Below are 16536 nucleotides of genomic sequence, written 5' to 3'. Positions count from 1 at the left end.
CACGCCCGCGCGTGACCTGCGTCACGGCCGGTGGGCGCGCTTCTCGTTGCCCCGGCGGTAGTTCCCCGTCGCCCGGGCGAGCAGGAGCTGCACCTCGCCCTCGTCGTCGCGCGCCTCGGCCCGCTCCAGGGCCGCGACGAGCCGGTCGGCCGCCGCCCCCGCGACGGTGACGACGACGCGACCGCCACGTGCGACCCGGACGCGACCGTCCTTGGTCACCTGGTGGTCGAACGGGTCGGGAAACGGGTCGGGGGGCGTGCGGTCGCTCGTCATTCCGCCACGCTAGGGCGCGTCGGACGGCACGCGCACGGCCTTTTGCCCGGCGCGCGGCGGCACGAGGTTCGCGAGCGGCGAGTAGCGCGGCACCCAGCGCGCGAGGGCCGCCGCGGACCCCGCGCCGAGGAGCGACGTCGCCCAGACGCCCGCCGCGAGCGACCCCAGCGCGGCACCCGCCGAGAGCACGAGGGGGCCGAGCGCGTCGCCGGTGTCCTGGAAGAGCCGCCACACGCTGAGGAAGGTCGGGCGCACGGCCGCCGGGGCGACGTCGGCCCCGAGCGTCATGACGATGCCCGACCCCATCCCGTTGCCGATCCCGAGCACGGCCGCGACGACGGTCACCGCGCCCACCGTGTGGGCGAGGGGCAGGAGCGCGAGGCCGACGGCCATGGTGAGCATCGACGGCACGGCGACCCACAGTCGCCCGAACCGGTCCATGACCTTGCCCGCCGGGTAGAACAGCAGCATGTCGAGCGCGCCGGAGACGCCGAAGACCAACGACGTCACCTCCGCGTCCAGCCCGAGGTGCTCGCCCCAGAGCGGGATGACGGTCTGGCGCGCCCCGCGGACCGCGCTCACGAGGAGGATCGCGACGCCGAGCGTCGCGAAGAGACGCCGGTGCTCGCGCGCGACGGCGGCGATCGTGACGCGTGGTCCGCCCGCCGCACGGCCAGCCCGGGAGCGGGCCCGACCGTCGCGCTCGCTCGCGTCCGGGCGCACGACGGCGAGCACCGCCACCGCGGCGAGCGCCGCCCCCGCCCCGAGCCAGTAGGCGCCCCGCACGTCCGTCGCCGCGATGACCGCGGCCCCGGCGAACGGGCCGAGGAACAGGCCGATACGGTGCACGCCCGCGAGCGTGGACAGGACGCGAGCTCGCCGCAGGGGCGGGGTGATCTCCGTGAGGTACGCCTGCCGGGCGAGGTTGAAGACGGCGGTCGACGCCCCGAGCGCGAGCACGCCCGCGGCGAGGCCCCCCAGGCTCGGCGTGAGCGCGATCGTCGTGAAGGCGGATGCTGCGACGCCGCCCGCGAGGAGCATCGCCGCGCGGTCTCCGAGCCGCTGGGCGAGGGCTCCGGCCGGGAGGTCGAACAGGATCTTGCCGATCGGGACGAGCGCGGCGACGAGCCCGGCGACCGTGAGGCTCGCGCCGCGCCCGGTCGCGGTGACCGCGACCACGGGCAGCATCGCGCCGACGCCGATCTCGAGGACGAGCGTCGGGACGAACGCGCCGAGGACGACGCTGCGGAGCGGGAAGAGCGGCGCGTCGGTGCCCGCCGGGGCGGTCACCGCACCTCCGCCGCGACCTCGACGCCCACCGGCTCGCCGTCGGGTCGCGCCACCTCCACCCCGCGGCACGCGGGAGCGTCGGCGAGGAGCTCGAGGAGCTGGGGCGCGGCGGACGCGGTGCTGTCCCAGCGCCCGGTCACGACCGACACGACCCAGCTCGGCGCGCCGCCCTCCGGCAGCGCGAGCGTGACGAGGCGCTCGGCCTGCGGCTTCGCGGCGACGTGGCGGGGCACGAGCGCGATGCCGAGGCCGCGGTCGACGAGCTCGAGGAGCGTGTGCACGTCGTTGACCGAGCAGCGCACGCGCCGGTGGACGCCGTGCGCCGCGCACGTCGCGTCGTTGACGGGACGCGCGCCCCACGAGGGGTCGAAGTCGACGAACTCCTGGCCGGAGAGGTCGGCCCAGTCGACCCGGCCGCGCGCGGCGAGCGGGTGCTCGGGCGCGCACACGAGCACGAGCGGCTCGCTCCCCAGGACCGTCTGGGACAGCGACCCCAGGTGCTCGGTGGTCGCGACGAACGCGACGTCGAGGTCGCCCTCGCGCACGCGCGCGAGCAGGTCGTGGGAGCCCGCCTGGACGAAGTGGATCTCGACCTGGGGGTAGCGACGGTGGAAGCGTTCGAGCAGCGCGGTGACGTCGAGGACGCCGAGGCACTGCTCGGAGCCGACGCGCAGCGAGCCGGACAGGGCGCGCGTCGCTCGGACGACGGCGTCGCGACCGGCGGCCGCCTGCGCGAGCATGGAGCGTGCGTGGGGCAGCAGCGCCAGGCCCGCCTCGGTGGGCTCGACGCGGCGCGTCGTGCGCGTGAACAGGCTCGCGCCCAGCTCCTCCTCGAGGCTGCGGACCGCGGCGGACAGGCCCGACTGGGAGACCCCGACGAGCTGGGCGGCCCGGGTGAACTGGCGCTCGTCCGCGAGCGCGACGAGGTACTCCATCTGACGAAGATCCATTGACCACTCGCACTTCTCGATATGACAACTACTAGTTGTTGGACTTCTAGGTTATCGCTTCCTAGGCTCGAGCAGTCCCGGTCGGTCGTCTCGCACCGCCCGGCCTCCCGCCTCGCGGGCGGGCGACGTCCCTTCTACCTCTGACCCGTGAGGAAGTCCCCCATGCAGCAGCGCAGTCTCGGATCCCGGACGGTCTCCGCGATCGGTCTCGGCGGCATGCCGATGTCGATCGAGGGTCGCCCGGACGAGGCCCGGTCCGTCGCGACGATCCACGCCGCGCTCGACGCGGGCGTCACGCTGATCGACACGGCCGACGCCTACCACCTGCACGCCGACGAGGTCGGGCACAACGAGGAGCTCATCGCGCGCGCCCTGCGCTCCTCCGGCGCCGACACGTCCGGCGTCCTCGTCGCGACCAAGGGCGGTCACCTGCGCCCCGGCGACGGCACCTGGACCCGCGACGGCGACCCGGCCTACCTCAAGCGGGCCGCGAAGGAGTCCGCGCGCCGGCTCGGGGTCGACGCGATCGGCCTCTACCAGTTCCACCGCCCCGACCCGGCCGTCCCGTACGCCGACTCGGTCGGTGCGCTCGTCGAGCTGCTCGACGAGGGCGTGATCGAGCAGGCGGGGATCTCCAACGCCGACGTCGCGCAGATCGACCTCGCGCACGAGCTCCTCGGCGGCCGCCTCGCGTCGGTGCAGAACCAGTTCTCGCCCCGCTTCCGGTCCAGCCAGGGCGAGCTCGAGCACTGCGCGGCGCTCGGCGTCGCGTTCCTGCCCTGGAGCCCGCTGGGCGGCATCACGAACGCCGCCGAGCTCGGCGCGCGCCACGCCGTCTTCCAGGAGGTCGCCGACGCGCACGGCGTGAGCGTCTACCAGGTGACGCTCGCGTGGGAGCTCGCGCTCGCGCCCGTCGTGATCCCCATCCCCGGTGCCTCGCGGCCGGAGTCGATCCAGGACTCCGCCGCCGCCGCCGACCTCGTCCTGACCCCGGAGGAGGTCACGCGGCTCTCCGCCGCGTGACGACCCGCCGGAACCCGCCCACCCCCGCGAAGGAGCTCCACCGATGAAGACCTTCACCCTGCCCGGCACCGACCTCGTCGTGCCGAACGTCGTCCTCGGCCTCATGCGCATCCAGGAGAAGACCGACGACGAGGTCCGCACCCTCGTGCGCACGGCCCGCGACGCCGGCATCACGTTCCTCGACCACGCCGACGTCTACGGCACGGACCTGCACGGCTGCGAGCGCCGCTTCGCCGAGGCGCTCGACCTCTCCCCCGCCGAGCGCGCGGAGTGGGTGATCCAGTCCAAGGCCGGGATCGTGCGCGAGGGCCCGTACTTCGACTTCTCCTACGAGCACCTCGTCGCGTCCGTCGAGGGCTCGCTCGACGCGCTGCGGACGGACTACCTCGACGTCCTCCTGCTGCACCGGCCCGACGCCCTCGTCGAGCCCGAGGAGGTCGCGCGCGCGTTCTCCGACCTGCACGCCGCCGGCAAGGTGCGCGCGTTCGGGGTGTCCAACCACACGCCGGGCCAGATCGAGCTGCTGCGCCGGTACGTGGAGCAGCCGATCGTCGCGAACCAGCTCCAGCTCTCGATCACGCACGCGCCCGTCGTCGCGCAGGGCGTCGCGGCGAACATGCAGGGCCTCGACCAGTCGGTCAGCCGCGACGGCGGGATCCTCGACTACTGCCGCCTGCACGACATCACGGTCCAGGCGTGGTCGCCGTTCCAGGCGGGGTTCTTCACCGGCGTGTTCCTCGGCTCGGAGAAGTACCCCGAGCTCAACGCCGTGATCGACCGGCTCGCGGCACGGTACGACGTGCCGCCCATCGCGATCGCGACCGCCTGGATCACGCGGCACCCGGCACGGATGCAGGTCGTGCTCGGGACCACGAACCCGGAGCGCGTCGCAGGCGCGGCCCTCGGCTCCGACGTGCCGCTCACGCGCGCCGAGTGGTACGAGCTGTTCCGCGCCGCGGGCTACACCGTCCCCTGACGGTCGTGCGACGGCGAGCGCCCCGGACCCCCGTGCCGAAGGTCACGCACGGGCCGTCCGGGGCGCCCCGTACGGCGGTCTAGGCTCGTGCCGTGGCAACCTTCTCGGCAGTGACCCGGCAGCACATCCTCCAGGCGATCGCGGACTGGGACGACCGGGGCCGGGACGCGTTCCTCGGGGTCTACGGGTTCGCCGCGACCCCGGGCACGCCCCTCCTCCACGAGGACCGGGCGTACGACGCCCAGGCGATCCTCGGCGTCGCACACCGGTACGCGACCGGTCGCGTGGCGACGGCCGAGGAGTTCCGCAACAGCCCCGTCGGCGTCGCCGACCTGCTCCGCAAGCGTGGGTTCGACGTCCCCGGCGCCGCCCCGGCGGCGCCGGCGCCCACGCGTCGGACCGCGGCGAAGGCCCCGACCGCTCCCCGCACGCCGCGGCGCACGACGACGACCCGCGCGTCCGAGCCCGAGAAGCCGCCGGCCGTGTGCCCCACGTGCTTCACGGTCCTGCCCGCGACGGGCATCTGCGACGACTGCGGCTGACCGGGTCTCCCGAACGCACGACGAAGGGGCGCTGTCCTGTCGGACGGCGCCCCTTCGTCGTACGTTCGCTGCGGTACCGGTCAGTTGACCTCGGACGGGTGCGCGCTCACGCGACCCGAGCCGTCACCGGTGTCGAGGGCGTCGATCGCGGCGACCTCGTCGGCCGTGAGCTCGAAGCCGAAGAGGTCGAAGTTCTCCGCCATGCGCTCCTTGCGCGACGACTTGGGAAACACGATGAAGCCGCGCTGCAGGTGCCAGCGCAGGACCGCCTGCGCGGGCGTCACGCCGTGGGCGGTCGCGGCGTCGACGACGGCCTGCCGCTCGAACAGCGGGTACTTGCCCTGGCCGAGCGGGCCCCACGCCTCGATCTTCGTGCCGTGCGCGTCCGCCCACGCGAGCACGTCGCGCTGCTGGTACGCCGGGTGCAGCTCGATCTGGTCGACGGCGGGGACGACGCCCGTGTCCGCGACGATCCGGTCGAGGTGCTCCGGCAGGTGGTTCGAGACGCCGATCGAGCGCGCCAGGCCGGCGTCGCGGATCTCGACGAGCTTGGCCCAGGCGTTCGTGTACTGGTCCTGGGCGGGCGCCGGCCAGTGCGTGAGGTAGAGGTCGACGAACTCGAGGCCGAGCTTGTCGAGGCTCTCGCGGATCGCGTCGTGCGGCTGCTCGCCGGACTGGCGGTCGTTCCAGAGCTTGGTCGTGACGAAGAGCTCGTCGCGCGGGACGCCGCTCTTCGCGATCGCGGCGCCGACACCCTCCTCGTTACGGTAGATGGCGGCCGTGTCGATGTGGCGGTAGCCGACCTCGAGGGCGTCGCTCACGGCCTTCTCGGCCTCGTCCGGCGGTACGAGGAAGACGCCGAAGCCGAGCTGGGGGATGGTGTGCCCGGAGTTGAGCGTCACGGTCGGGACAGTGGGAGCGGTCATGCCCTCCAGCGTAGGAACCGGGTGTCCGGCCGTCCAACGACTGCCGGTCGTGCGACTCAGCGCTCCCGCTCATGAGTCCCTGACCTGCTGCGCGAGATCCGGGCTGGACTTTGTAGATCACGGTTTGGTTACATGGGCGCGGTCCTGACCACGAACGAACCGGAGCGCACCATGTCCCGAGGCCGCCACAGCGCCGCCCCCGCAGCGCCCGCGCGCTCGTTCCGGCTCCCTGCGCTGCCCCTCCCGACGCTCCCGGCGCGCGCGCTCAAGCTCCCGGCGATCGCGCTCGTCGGGCTGCTCGGCGCAGGTGTCGTCGGTGCGGGACCTCAGCCCGCCGAGGGCAACCCCGACCTCGCGCCGCTGAGCGTCGAGCCGACCGCAGGGGCGACCGTGGAGCGCGGGACCGGCGCTGCCAGCCGCTCGTCCGAGCGCGTCGCTCCCCCGGCGGCGACCCAGGAGTCGCCGCTCGTCGAGACCGCGGCGACGATCACCGTGGTCCCCGCCGCCGAGGTCGCCCCGCCGGCCCCGGTCGTCCCCGTCGCCACCGGCCAGCTCTGGACCACCGACGCCGTCAACGTCCGCACCGGGCCGTCGGCCGACGCCGGGCGCGTCGCGACCGCCGCGTTCGCCACCGCCGTCGACGTCACCGGCACGACCGAGGGCGAGTGGAGCCAGGTCGTCTGGGACGGCGCGGCAGCCTGGATCAAGTCCAGCTTCCTCGCGGACTCGCAGCCGGAGGCGCCGGCGGCGACCGCCGCGAGCGGCGGGTCGGGCGCGAGCGGGATCTCCGACGCCGCGTGCTCGGTGAGCTCCGGGATCGAGTCGTCGCTCCGGTCCAACGCCCGCGCGGTCTACCGGGCGGTGTGCGCGATCTTCCCGCAGGTGACCTCCTACGGCGGGATCCGGCCGGGCGACAGCGGCGACCACGGCACGGGCCGCGCCCTGGACATCATGATCACGGGCGAGACGGGCTGGGAGATCGCCCGCTACCTCCAGGCCAACGCCGGGGCGCTCGGGATCACCTACCTCATCTACCAGCAGCAGATCTGGATGGCCGGAGACCCCGCGAGCGCGTGGTCCGGCATGGAGGACCGCGGCGGCACGACCGCGAACCACTTCGACCACGTGCACGTCAGCACGTCGTAGGTCCACGACCGCCCGGTCACGGCACGCCGTTGGAGAACAGCCTCCTGCCCAGGGCGTCCACGTCCGACCCGTCACGGGTCAGCCCCACGTAGCCGCTGCGCTCGACGACGAAGACGTCGGACGGGGCCGCGGCTGTCAGCCGCGACACCCAGGAACGCTCGTGGCGGTAGACGACCACCTGGACGCCGTCGGAGACCAGCCGCAGCACCACGTCGACGAGCCCGGGGTGCGCGGGCAGCGGAGCAGGACCGTCCTCGTCGGCGTACCCGGCGTCCTCGGGGCCTGACCCGCCCGAGAGCTTGAGCGACCGCAGGTGCGGCACGTGCGTGAGGAACCCCCCGTCGGCGCCGTCGAGGCTCAGCGACAGCCGCTCGACGGCAGTGTGCCGCAGCACCGAGAGGTCCGCGCCCGCGGTCGCGCCGACCAGGTGCAGCTCGGTGAGCGCGGGCAGCTGCACCAGCGCCTCGAGCCCCGTGAGCCCTCCGCCGACGACGCTCACGTGGAGCCGCCGGAGGTCGGTGCACTCCGCCAGCGGCGCGAGGTCGGCGGGCCCGGTGAGGACCGCACCGAGTCCCGTGAGCCCTGGCACCGCACCGATGCCCTCGATCGTCGAGCACGCGCCGAGCTGGAGCACGGCACGCGCCGGACGGAACATCGTCGCGGAGAAGGTGCGCCGGTCGAACCTCCCCCACGCGCGGTGCAGCTCCGCTAGCTCCGCGTCGGGGTAGCTGTCGCGTGCGTACCCGGCGAGCACGTCGAGCGCCGCCGGGGTGGCCAAGGTCCCCAGCGCCCGGAGCGCGACCCGGCGCTCGGCCGCTCGCTGCCCCGGGCGCGCGGCGAACCACCGCGGGTCGGCACCGGGGTGCGCGGCGACCCAGGCCGCCACCTGCGCCACCTTCTCCGGGAGCGCGGGGACGTCGTCCCCGGCGGACGCAGGCGGCGAGGCGGGGGGAGCAGATGACGCAGGAGCGGACCCTGACGTCGCCGCGTGCTTCGCGACCGCCCGGCGGATCGACGCGACCTTCGGGGCGCCCCGCTCGGCCGCCTCGGCCGGGAGCCGGTCGAGGACGGTCACGTCCGCCCGGGCCGCGAGCGCGAGGAGCGCCCAGAGCGCCCGCGCGTCGAGCGCACCTGCGAGGCTCGACGCGGCGAGGCCGTCGGCCGCCCCGAGGTCCGGGTCCTCGAACACCCGCAGGGCAGCGCGCTCCAGCGCGGGATCGCTCGGGAGCCGCGAGGCGCCCCTGACCGCGTTGGGCTGGTTCGAGTACCGGTCGAACCGGGCCAGCAGCTGCTCCGCGCGCGCCGCGCCCACGGCACCAGAGAGCACGGCGAGGACGTCGGTCGGACCCGACATGTGGGACTCCGTTCACTGCACAGGGGTCAGGACGGCACCGGGGCTGCGACGGCGCCGACACCGCGAGCGGTGTCCTCGCGACCCTATCGGTCCCGTCCGAGGCCCGGGCGTTCGCCCGTCCGCGACGCCGTCGCGCACCCCCCGCTCACGCGCGGTTCAGCCATCTGGTGGTTCGTCACGGGCCTCCGTCAGCGAGGGACCGCCCGTCCATCGCTCCTCGATCACGGCCAGGAACGCGCTCCACACGTCGCGTTGCGCCGGGGCGAGCGCGCCGGCCTGCATCTGCTCGATCAGCGCCATGACGGGGTGCTCGTCGTCAGCGGGCGTGAACCCCGCGGCCTCCACGACCGTGTCCGCGAAGCTCACCATCTGTGCGACGAGCCGATCCACGGTCGCCGCATCGACGTGGGCCTGCGCTTCGAGCTGCTCGAACTCGGGGTACCAGGTCGCGACCTGCTCGGCCAGTCCGTCGCCGTGCAGCACGTCGAGCACCGCGGTGGCGGTGTCGGCGTCGACTCCGCCGGTCGCGGTGACCAGCGTCCAGACGTCGTGGTCGAGCTGTTGGGTCGCCGTCGGCTGCTCGGCGTTGCTGAACCGTCCGGTCTGGACCGAGAGTCTGCGCAGATCGGCAAGAGCCCTCCGTTGCGCGGCGATGCGTTCGGCCTGCTCCTCCAGCTCGTGGTCGAGGTCGGCCAAGAGACGATCCAGGTTCGTGGTGTCGTGCTCGAGGACGCTCCCGATCTTGCGCAGGGGCATTCCGCTCCCGGAAAGCTGCCGAATACGGAGCACCCTGACGAGATCGCCTGGGCCGTAACGCCGGTACCCGTTCGGGTCACGCGGCGCCTCGGGCAGCAGCCCGACCTTGTGGTAGTGCCGCAGGGCACGGGGAGTCGTCCCGGCAAGCTTCGCCAGATCGTGGCTGCGCAGCACCACCTCGCCATCAGTCCCGTCGCCTGGCGCCCTCCCTTCTGCGGTCATCTCGTCACCGCGGAGGGCGACGGTCGAAACGTCCGCAGGAGAGCCTCGGGGTCGTCGACGTACAGCTGCACCTCGGTGGCACGGAAGTCCGCCGGGAGGTGCTTCCTCGGCACGGGGGCTGACGCGGCGACCGGGTCCGCGAATCGGACGAGCACGTTCGTGCTCTGGAACTGCGTGAGGACCAGTCGCCCGCCCTCGATGACTGGTTGCGTGTGTGCGTGGTTGACGTGCGCAGTGACGGCGACGACGTTGGTCAAGGGCGTCGTGAGGACCACGTGACGCCCCCAGCGCATCTGGAGCGTCTCGTCGGTGACGAGATGCGGGTGCACGATGCGGGACGCGAAGTACCCGCAGACGAACAGCACTCCCCAGACCGTGAGGACGAGCATGACGAGCCGTAGCCACACCCAGGGCACCAGGAGGTGCGCGACCACCAGCTCCACGATGCTCACACCGATCATCACCGCAGGGAACGCCATCGTCCCTCGGGTGTAGCCGAACCAGGCGGCCCCCGGAGGAACCTTGCGCTTCCGGCGGGCGGCGAGCACCAGACTCCCGAACGCCCTGAGCTCGGCGACGGCAGGACGCAGCAGCGGCTCCTCGGCCACGAGCCTGTCGAGCACCCCCGTCTCGGACGTTCCGTCCTCGCGGCCACGACGCCGGAAGCGCAGCACCGAGACCGTCACGAGCGCGATGACCATCGGCAGCTCGATCATCAGGAACAGGCGCAGAGCCGTGCCGCCGCTGACCGCGCCGACGCGGTTCAGCACCAGCAACGTGAGAACGACCACGATCGTGAGCACGGCTTGCGCCCGATGTGTCGCTCTCCACCAGTCCCGTCTCTGCGCCACGCGTCCAGTCTCAACTATGACGCTGCGTCGTAGTCAAGATCCCGCCGAGAGCCGACCGCCTGCGGCGCCGGGACCCGCAGGGCGTCGTCGGACCGGTCATGGCTGGCGGCGGAACGACGAAGGCCACGTCCGATCCCTGTGCGGGATCTGACGTGGCCTTCGACCGTTGACGGGTGGAGCTGAGGGGACTCGAACCCCTGACCCCCTGCATGCCATGCAGGTGCGCTACCAGCTGCGCCACAGCCCCGTGGATCTGCGAAGATCCTGGTCAAACACTGGATGAACACTCCCCCGACCGGTTTCCCGTCCTGCGGAGCGTCGCTAGTCTACGCAGAAACCGGCTCCAGATTCCAATCCGGTCCCGCGTTCCACTCGTCGAGCGGGAACCCGGCGCCGACGTTGTGCGCCACGAGGCGCCACGCGGGCGTCGCGGCGGGGGCGGAGCGGTGCAGGTGGGACCAGTGGACGTTGTGCAGGCCGGAGATCCCGCGCCAGCCCTCGGGGTCCAGCCCGAGCAGCGCGGTGACGGCGAGCGTGATCGCGGCGCCGTGGGACACGACGACGAGCGTGTCGTCGTGCTCCAGGGCCTCGACGTGCTCGGTGACGGCCTCCACGAGGCGCGCCGCGACGGCGGCCTTGGTCTCGGCGCCCGCGCGCGTGGGCTCCTCGCCCCGGCGCCACGCCGCGTACTCCTCGGGCCACCGCTCGGCGATCTCCGGGCCCGTGAGCCCCTCCCACTCCCCGAAGCCGCGCTCGCGCAGTCGAGGGTCGAGCTGGACGTCCGCGCCGATCGCGCCCGCGTACGCGCGCGCGGTGTCGGTGGCGCGCACGAGGTCCGACGCCACGACGCGCGTCGCGCGGTGCGCGCTCGCGAGCGCCTTCGCGCCGTGCTCGGCCTGCCACTGCCCGACGCCGTCGAGCGGGATGTCGACCTGGCCCTGCAGGCGCATCGTGGCGTTGTACGCCGTCCGGCCGTGGCGCAGGAGGACGAGCGTGCCGGCGCTCACGCCAGGGGCTCCCCCGAGAGGCGGATGGCGCCGTCGCCGCGGGTCGTGTCGTCGGCATCGTCGGCCGCGCCGTCGCCGCCGCGCGCGTCCTCGGGGAGCTCGACGACGGGGCAGTCCTTCCACAGGCGCTCGAGCGCGTAGTAGACGCGGTCCTCCGAGTGCTGCACGTGCACGACGACGTCGCCGAAGTCGACGAGGACCCAGCGGGCCTCCTGCTTGCCCTCGCGGCGGATCGGCTTGGACCCCGCCTTGAACATCGCCTCCTCGACCGCGTCGACGATCGCCGAGACCTGGCGCTCGCTCGACCCGGACGCGATGAGGAACACGTCGGTGAGGACGAGCTGCTCGCTCACGTCGAGCGCGATGATCTCCTCGGCCTTGCGGTCGGACGCCGCCCGCGCCGCGATGACGGCGAGCTCTACGGCTCGTTCGGTGGCAGTCACGTGTCTCCGTTCGTGGTGCGGCCGCTCAGCGGCCGGTGTCGAGGGTGCCGGGGTCGTCCCACGTCGGCACGACGGTCGCCGAGGCGCTCGTGTCCTCGGTGGCGAGACCCGGGTCGTCGCGCGAGACGAGCGTCCACACGAGCAGGCCGAGGACGAACGCCACGGCGACGAGGATGAGGTAGTGCAGCCACGTGTACGAGGGACCGCGCGGCTCGTCGTCGAGGTCGTCGTCCGCCTCGTCGTCGATCTCGTCGGCGCGGCCGCGCACCCGGGGGAAGAGGTCGTCGGACGAGCCGCCCGCGGCGGCGGGTGCCGCGGCCGCCGTCTCGCGCACGCCGCCGAACGGAGACGCGGGCCCGCGGCCCGCGCCCGCCGGCTCGGGCGCCGACCCGGACGTGATCGCCGACCACGGGAGCGCGGCCCCCGGTGCCTCGGCAGGCGCGGCCGCAGCGGGCGGAGCCGCGGGTCGCGTGGCGGCCGGCGTGCGCTCGGGCGCGGGCGCCGCGGTCGCGCCCCACGGCGACGGGGCGGGTGCGGGAGCCGGCGTGGCGGGGGGCGCGGCAGGTGCTGCCGCGGGGGCCGAGAAGGCAGACAGCCGCTGCGGCTGGGCAGGCGGCGCCTCGGGCGCTCCGACCCGGCCGACCGGTGCGGCACCGAACCCACCCACGGGGGCGGACGGCGTCGCGGGACGGACGGGGCCGGTGGCACCCGGCGCGGCGGGCCGCGGCGTGCCCGCGGGCGGGCGGGAGCTCGTGCGCGTCGGCACCACGGGCGTCGGAGCCGGCGGGCGGATGGCGACCCGCTCCGCGGTCTCCTGGACCGGGGTGAGGCGGCCCGTCTCGTCGAGGCCCCGCATGCCGCCCGAGGCGGCCGGAGGACGGACGACGGACGGCTGCGACGGGTAGTCCGTCGGGCCGGTCGTCTCGCGCAGGGTGCGGCGCGACGGCGGCGGTGTCGCCGGAGCGGCGGGCCGCGCCGGGGCAGGCTGCTGCCACCCGCCGGCGCCGGGCGCCGGGGCGGGTGGAGGCGTGCCGGGCTGCGCGGACCGCTCGGCCGCGGCCGCCTGCTCGCGCTCGCGCATCTCGCGCCGCGTGAGGGGGCGGACGGGCTGCATGTTGCTGCCGTTGTCACTCATCGTGCTGACCTCGATACAAACCGTGCTTGGCGATGTACTGGACCACGCCGTCCGGAACCAGGTACCACACCGGCTGGCCCGCCTCCGCACGCCGACGGCAGTCCGTCGACGAGATGGCGAGGGCCGGGACCTCGAGCGTGGTGACCACGCCCGGCGGCAGACCCTCGACGCTCAGGCTGTGGCCCGGGCGGGAGACAGCCACGAAGTGTGCCATCTTCCACAGCTCGTCGGCATCCTTCCAGGTCAGGATCTGCTCGATCGCGTCCGCACCCGTGATGAAGAACAGCTCTGCGTCCGGTCGCGCGGCCCGCAGGTCGCGCAGCGTGTCGACCGTGTAGGTCAGTCCCGGCCGGTCGACGTCGACCCGGCTCACCGTGAACCGCGGGTTCGAGGCGGTCGCGATGACCGTCATGAGGTACCGGTGCTCGGCCGGGCTGACGCTCTGGTGCTGCTTGAACGACGGCTTGCCCGTGGGGACGAACACGACCTCGTCGAGGTCGAACCGCGCCGCGGCCTCGCTCGCCGCGACGAGGTGGCCGTGGTGGATGGGGTCGAACGTGCCACCCATCACCCCCAGTCGGGGACGGCGCGGGCTCATCGGGACGTCATCGGTCGCGGGCGCTTCCGTCGTTCGCTACCGGTCAGTGCCGCGTGCCGACGCTGCGGAACGCGTAGGTCACGAGCAGCAGGGCCACGAGCCCGCCGAACCCGAGCAGCCCGTAGGCGAGCGGCGGGATGGGCAGGTGCGACGCGGCCTCGGCGCCTTCCTCGGCGGCCAGCACGACGGCAGAGATCACGACGTCCTCCTCGAAGGTCGTCCCCGGGGCGGACGGTGTCGTGCCGCGGTCCGGGGTGGTGCGGTGGAACGGTACGCCCGCCGGGACCGGCCCGACGGCGGACCGGACGGGCTCCGGTCGCCGACCAGTCTCTCACGACCGCCCGGCGGCCCGGTCCGGCAGGTATCAGGTACTTGCCGACGAAGCACGCGTCACGGACGAACGTGACCGTCGCCGTGCACGACCCATTTCGTCGTCGTGAGCTCGGCCAGGCCCATGGGACCGCGCGCGTGGAGCTTCTGCGTCGAGATGCCGATCTCCGCACCGAGGCCGAACTGGCCGCCGTCGGTGAAGCGCGTCGAGGCGTTGACCATGATGGCGGCGGAGTCGAGCTCGGCGACGAACCGCTCCGAGGACGCGAGGTCGCGCGTGACGATCGCCTCGGTGTGCCCGGACGTCCACGTGCGGACGTGCTCGATCGCGGCGTCGAGGTCGTCGACGACGCGCACGGCGATCTCCGGCGCGAGGTACTCGGTCGCCCAGTCCTCGTCGGTGGCCGCGAGCACCTCGGTGCCCTCGGGCGCGAGACCGGCCGTGCGGTCGTCGCCGTGCAGGACGACGCCCGCCGCGGCGAGCGCCGCGAGGGCGGCGGGCAGGAAGTCGGGTGCGGCGTCCGCGTGGACCAGAAGGGTCTCGGCGGCGTTGCACACGCCCACGCGCTGGGTCTTGGCGTTGAGCAGGATCTCGAGCGCCATGGCGCGGTCGGCGCTCGCGTCGACGTACACGTGGACGTTGCCGACGCCGGTCTCGATGACGGGCACGGTCGACTCGCGCACCACCGTGCGGATGAGGGCGGCCCCGCCGCGCGGCACCAGCACGTCGACGAGCCCGCGCGCGTGCATGAGCGCGACGGCGCCCGGACGCCCGTGGCGGTCGATCGACTGCACGAGGTCGCCGGGCAGCCCCTGCGCCTCGAGCGCGCGGGCGAGCACGCCCACGATCACCTCGTTCGAGCTCGCCGCCGCGGACCCGCCGCGCAGGATCACGGCGTTGCCGCTCTTCAGCGCGAGCCCCGCGGCGTCGACCGTCACGTTCGGCCGCGCCTCGTAGATCATGCCGACCACGCCCATGGGCACGCGCAGCTGGCGCAGGCGCAGCCCGTTCGGCAGCGTCGAGCCGCGCACGACCTCCCCCACCGGGTCCGGCAGGCCGGCGAGCGCCCGCAGCGCGTCGGCGATCGCGACGATGCGCGGGCCGTCGAGCGCGAGCCGGTCGAGCAGGCCCTCGCTCATGCCGTTCGCGCGCTCGCGCGCGAGGTCGACCGCGTTCGCGGCCACGATCTCGTCCGTCGCCGCGACGAGCGCGTCGGCGAGTGCGAGGAGGGCGGCGTCCTTGGTCGCGCGCGTGGCGGTGGCCAGCGTGCGCGAGGCGACCTTGGCGCGGCGCGCGACGTCCTCGACGGCCGTCGCGACGTCGGTCCCGGTGCCGGCTGCGGCCGGACCGGCGGGCTGGGGCTCGGTGGCGCCCGCGACGACGGGCGCGTCCTCGGTGGTGGTCATGGACCGAGCCTACGTCGGTCGGCCTCGCGCCGGGGGCGCCGTCCGACGGCCGGTCAGCGGGCCCGCTTGCGCACCAGGACCAGGTCGTCGCGGTGCACGACCTCGCGGTCGTAGCCCTCGCCCAGCGCGGCGCGCAGCTCGCCCGTAGACCGACCGAGGAGGTCGGGGATGTCGCGGGACTCGAACGCGACGAGCCCGCGGGCGACCACGCGCCCGTCCGACGTCACGAGCTCGACCGGGTCCCCGGCGTCGAACTCCCCCTCGACGGCCGTGACGCCCGCGGGCAGGAGCGAAGCGCGCCCGCCCTGCACGGCCTTCACGGCGCCGTCGTCGAGGACGAGCCGGCCCCGCGTGCGCGCGGCGTGCGCGAGCCAGAGGCGCCTGCGCGTCGTCCGCTTGCCGGTCGCGGCGAACCACGTCCCGACGGCGTCGCCCGCGAGCGCGGCGGCGGCGTTCTGCGCCTTCGTGAGCACCACGGGGATGCCCGTGCCGGTCGCGATGGAGACGGACTCGAGCTTGGTGAGCATGCCGCCCGTCCCGACCGCGCTCCCCCGGCCCGTGACCTCGACACCCTCGATGTCGGCGGGAGAACGCACCTCGGCGATCCGGCGCGTGCCGGGGCGCGACGGCGGGCCGTCGTACAGGCCGTCGACGTCGGTGAGCAGCACCATCGCGTCGGCCCGCACGAGGTGGGAGACGAGCGCGGCGAGGCGGTCGTTGTCGCCGAACCGGATCTCGTCGGTCGCGACGGCGTCGTTCTCGTTGACGATGGGCACGACGCCGAGGTCGAGCAGCCGCTCGAGCGAGCGCTGGGCGTTGCGGTAGTGCCCGCGGCGCACGGTGTCCTCCGCGGTGAGCAGCACCTGTCCGACGCGCAGCCCGTGCCCCGCGAACGCCTCCGTGTAGCGGGCGACGAGCATGCCCTGGCCGACCGAGGCGGTCGCCTGCGCCGTCGCGAGGTCGCGCGGCCGGCTCGCGAGCCCCAGGGGCCCGATGCCGGCGGCGATCGCGCCGGACGTGACCAGGACGACCTGGCCGCCCGCCGCGCGTCGCGCCGCGAGGACGTCGACGAGCGCCCGCAGGGCCGTGAGGTCGAGGTGACCGTCCGCGCCGGTGAGCGAGGACGAGCCGATCTTCACCACCACGCGGTGGGCGGAGGCGATCTCGGAGCGGGAGGACAGCGCGTTCACGCGTCCCATCATCGCCGCCGGACGGTCGCGGGCGCGCAGGATTTCACGGACCAGGACCCCGCCAGGGCGTGCGCGTTGTCGGGCCGGGCGAGCAGTCGGCCGTACGCGGGGTCGTGC

Annotated in this window: 18 protein-coding genes and 1 tRNA gene; 4 read left to right on the top strand and 15 right to left on the bottom strand. The window is 74.3% G+C overall.

The window, feature by feature from the left end; genetic code table 11:
* Nucleotides 1-21: 21 nt before the first annotated feature.
* Genes ACFC2L_RS19080 through ACFC2L_RS19070 form a run of 3 tightly spaced genes read right to left on the bottom strand, consistent with a single transcriptional unit; the run spans nt 22 to nt 2513 of the window.
* Nucleotides 22-273, bottom strand: a complete 252-nt coding sequence (locus ACFC2L_RS19080; protein WP_375825922.1) for a hypothetical protein — start codon at nt 271-273, stop codon at nt 22-24.
* 9 nt (nt 274-282) lie between these two features.
* On the bottom strand, nt 283-1563 hold the full coding sequence (locus ACFC2L_RS19075) for an MFS transporter (protein ID WP_375825921.1): 1281 nt from the start codon (nt 1561-1563) through the stop codon (nt 283-285).
* A complete protein-coding gene (locus tag ACFC2L_RS19070) occupies nt 1560-2513 on the bottom strand; it encodes a LysR family transcriptional regulator (protein WP_375825920.1) in 954 nt (317 codons plus the stop codon). Before ACFC2L_RS19070 ends, ACFC2L_RS19075 begins: the two co-directional genes overlap by 4 nt.
* Nucleotides 2514-2675: 162 nt before the next feature.
* Between ACFC2L_RS19070 and ACFC2L_RS19065 the strand changes: the two genes are divergently transcribed.
* From ACFC2L_RS19065 to ACFC2L_RS19055, 3 genes are all read left to right on the top strand, one after another.
* Nucleotides 2676-3536 (top strand): aldo/keto reductase, encoded by an 861-nt coding sequence (locus tag ACFC2L_RS19065; protein ID WP_375825919.1) that lies wholly within the window; start codon nt 2676-2678, stop codon nt 3534-3536.
* 43 nt (nt 3537-3579) lie between these two features.
* Nucleotides 3580-4512: an aldo/keto reductase family oxidoreductase gene (locus ACFC2L_RS19060; RefSeq protein ID WP_375825918.1), complete on the top strand. Its 933-nt coding sequence runs from the start codon at nt 3580-3582 to the stop codon at nt 4510-4512.
* 92 nt (nt 4513-4604) lie between these two features.
* Nucleotides 4605-5054, top strand: a complete 450-nt coding sequence (locus ACFC2L_RS19055) for a hypothetical protein (RefSeq protein ID WP_375825917.1) — start codon at nt 4605-4607, stop codon at nt 5052-5054.
* Between the two features lie 80 nt (nt 5055-5134).
* Here the strand turns inward: ACFC2L_RS19055 and ACFC2L_RS19050 are convergent, their stop codons facing one another.
* The gene (locus ACFC2L_RS19050; RefSeq protein ID WP_375825916.1) at nt 5135-5980 is read right to left on the bottom strand and encodes an aldo/keto reductase; all 846 of its coding nucleotides are present in this window, start codon (nt 5978-5980) and stop codon (nt 5135-5137) included.
* Between the two features lie 171 nt (nt 5981-6151).
* On the opposite strand from ACFC2L_RS19050, the gene ACFC2L_RS19045 reads away from it, so the two are divergent.
* Nucleotides 6152-7126, top strand: coding sequence for an SH3 domain-containing protein (locus tag ACFC2L_RS19045; RefSeq protein ID WP_375825915.1), 975 nt, complete (start codon nt 6152-6154; stop codon nt 7124-7126).
* A gap of 16 nt (nt 7127-7142) precedes the next feature.
* Here the strand turns inward: ACFC2L_RS19045 and ACFC2L_RS19040 are convergent, their stop codons facing one another.
* The 11 genes from ACFC2L_RS19040 to proB form a co-directional block, all read right to left on the bottom strand.
* Entirely contained in the window at nt 7143-8480 is a 1338-nt protein-coding gene (locus ACFC2L_RS19040; protein ID WP_375825914.1) for a hypothetical protein, read from the bottom strand.
* A gap of 156 nt (nt 8481-8636) precedes the next feature.
* Nucleotides 8637-9410: a MerR family DNA-binding transcriptional regulator gene (locus ACFC2L_RS19035; protein WP_375825913.1), complete on the bottom strand. Its 774-nt coding sequence runs from the start codon at nt 9408-9410 to the stop codon at nt 8637-8639.
* Nucleotides 9411-9454: 44 nt separating this feature from the next.
* Nucleotides 9455-10261, bottom strand: coding sequence for a hypothetical protein (locus ACFC2L_RS19030; RefSeq protein WP_375825912.1), 807 nt, complete (start codon nt 10259-10261; stop codon nt 9455-9457).
* A gap of 222 nt (nt 10262-10483) precedes the next feature.
* Nucleotides 10484-10556 (bottom strand) — tRNA-Ala (locus ACFC2L_RS19025).
* Nucleotides 10557-10635: 79 nt separating this feature from the next.
* Nucleotides 10636-11316 (bottom strand): histidine phosphatase family protein, encoded by a 681-nt coding sequence (locus tag ACFC2L_RS19020; protein WP_375825911.1) that lies wholly within the window; start codon nt 11314-11316, stop codon nt 10636-10638.
* Complete coding sequence (gene rsfS, locus ACFC2L_RS19015) at nt 11313-11759, bottom strand: ribosome silencing factor (RefSeq protein ID WP_375825910.1); 447 nt, start codon at nt 11757-11759, stop codon at nt 11313-11315. Before rsfS ends, ACFC2L_RS19020 begins: the two co-directional genes overlap by 4 nt.
* Nucleotides 11760-11784: 25 nt before the next feature.
* Nucleotides 11785-12894: a hypothetical protein gene (locus ACFC2L_RS19010; RefSeq protein WP_375825909.1), complete on the bottom strand. Its 1110-nt coding sequence runs from the start codon at nt 12892-12894 to the stop codon at nt 11785-11787.
* Entirely contained in the window at nt 12887-13492 is a 606-nt protein-coding gene (gene nadD, locus ACFC2L_RS19005) for a nicotinate-nucleotide adenylyltransferase (protein WP_253050436.1), read from the bottom strand. Before nadD ends, ACFC2L_RS19010 begins: the two co-directional genes overlap by 8 nt.
* Nucleotides 13493-13535: 43 nt before the next feature.
* A complete protein-coding gene (locus ACFC2L_RS19000) occupies nt 13536-13691 on the bottom strand; it encodes a hypothetical protein (RefSeq protein WP_021483496.1) in 156 nt (51 codons plus the stop codon).
* A gap of 191 nt (nt 13692-13882) precedes the next feature.
* On the bottom strand, nt 13883-15229 hold the full coding sequence (locus ACFC2L_RS18995) for a glutamate-5-semialdehyde dehydrogenase (protein ID WP_375825908.1): 1347 nt from the start codon (nt 15227-15229) through the stop codon (nt 13883-13885).
* A gap of 53 nt (nt 15230-15282) precedes the next feature.
* Complete coding sequence (proB, locus tag ACFC2L_RS18990; RefSeq protein WP_375825957.1) at nt 15283-16428, bottom strand: glutamate 5-kinase; 1146 nt, start codon at nt 16426-16428, stop codon at nt 15283-15285.
* Nucleotides 16429-16536 lie beyond the last annotated feature (108 nt).

It is taken from the genome of Cellulosimicrobium sp. NPDC055967 (assembly GCF_042269845.1).
Taxonomy (GTDB): Bacteria; Actinomycetota; Actinomycetes; order Actinomycetales; family Cellulomonadaceae; genus Cellulosimicrobium.
Note: the sequence above shows the minus strand (reverse complement) of the source record. Positions and strands in the feature narration are given on the sequence as shown.

Coding starts and splice junctions, on each gene's coding strand:
- ACFC2L_RS19080 (WP_375825922.1), bottom strand. CDS start 273: ATGACGAGCGACCGCACGCCCCCCGACCCGTTTCCCGACCCGTTCGAC.
- ACFC2L_RS19070 (WP_375825920.1), bottom strand. CDS start 2,513: ATGGATCTTCGTCAGATGGAGTACCTCGTCGCGCTCGCGGACGAGCGC.
- ACFC2L_RS19065 (WP_375825919.1), top strand. CDS start 2,676: ATGCAGCAGCGCAGTCTCGGATCCCGGACGGTCTCCGCGATCGGTCTC.
- ACFC2L_RS19060 (WP_375825918.1), top strand. CDS start 3,580: ATGAAGACCTTCACCCTGCCCGGCACCGACCTCGTCGTGCCGAACGTC.
- ACFC2L_RS19050 (WP_375825916.1), bottom strand. CDS start 5,980: ATGACCGCTCCCACTGTCCCGACCGTGACGCTCAACTCCGGGCACACC.
- ACFC2L_RS19045 (WP_375825915.1), top strand. CDS start 6,152: ATGTCCCGAGGCCGCCACAGCGCCGCCCCCGCAGCGCCCGCGCGCTCG.
- ACFC2L_RS19040 (WP_375825914.1), bottom strand. CDS start 8,480: ATGTCGGGTCCGACCGACGTCCTCGCCGTGCTCTCTGGTGCCGTGGGC.
- ACFC2L_RS19010 (WP_375825909.1), bottom strand. CDS start 12,894: ATGAGTGACAACGGCAGCAACATGCAGCCCGTCCGCCCCCTCACGCGG.
- nadD (WP_253050436.1), bottom strand. CDS start 13,492: ATGAGCCCGCGCCGTCCCCGACTGGGGGTGATGGGTGGCACGTTCGAC.
- ACFC2L_RS18995 (WP_375825908.1), bottom strand. CDS start 15,229: ATGACCACCACCGAGGACGCGCCCGTCGTCGCGGGCGCCACCGAGCCC.
- proB (WP_375825957.1), bottom strand. CDS start 16,428: ATGGGACGCGTGAACGCGCTGTCCTCCCGCTCCGAGATCGCCTCCGCC.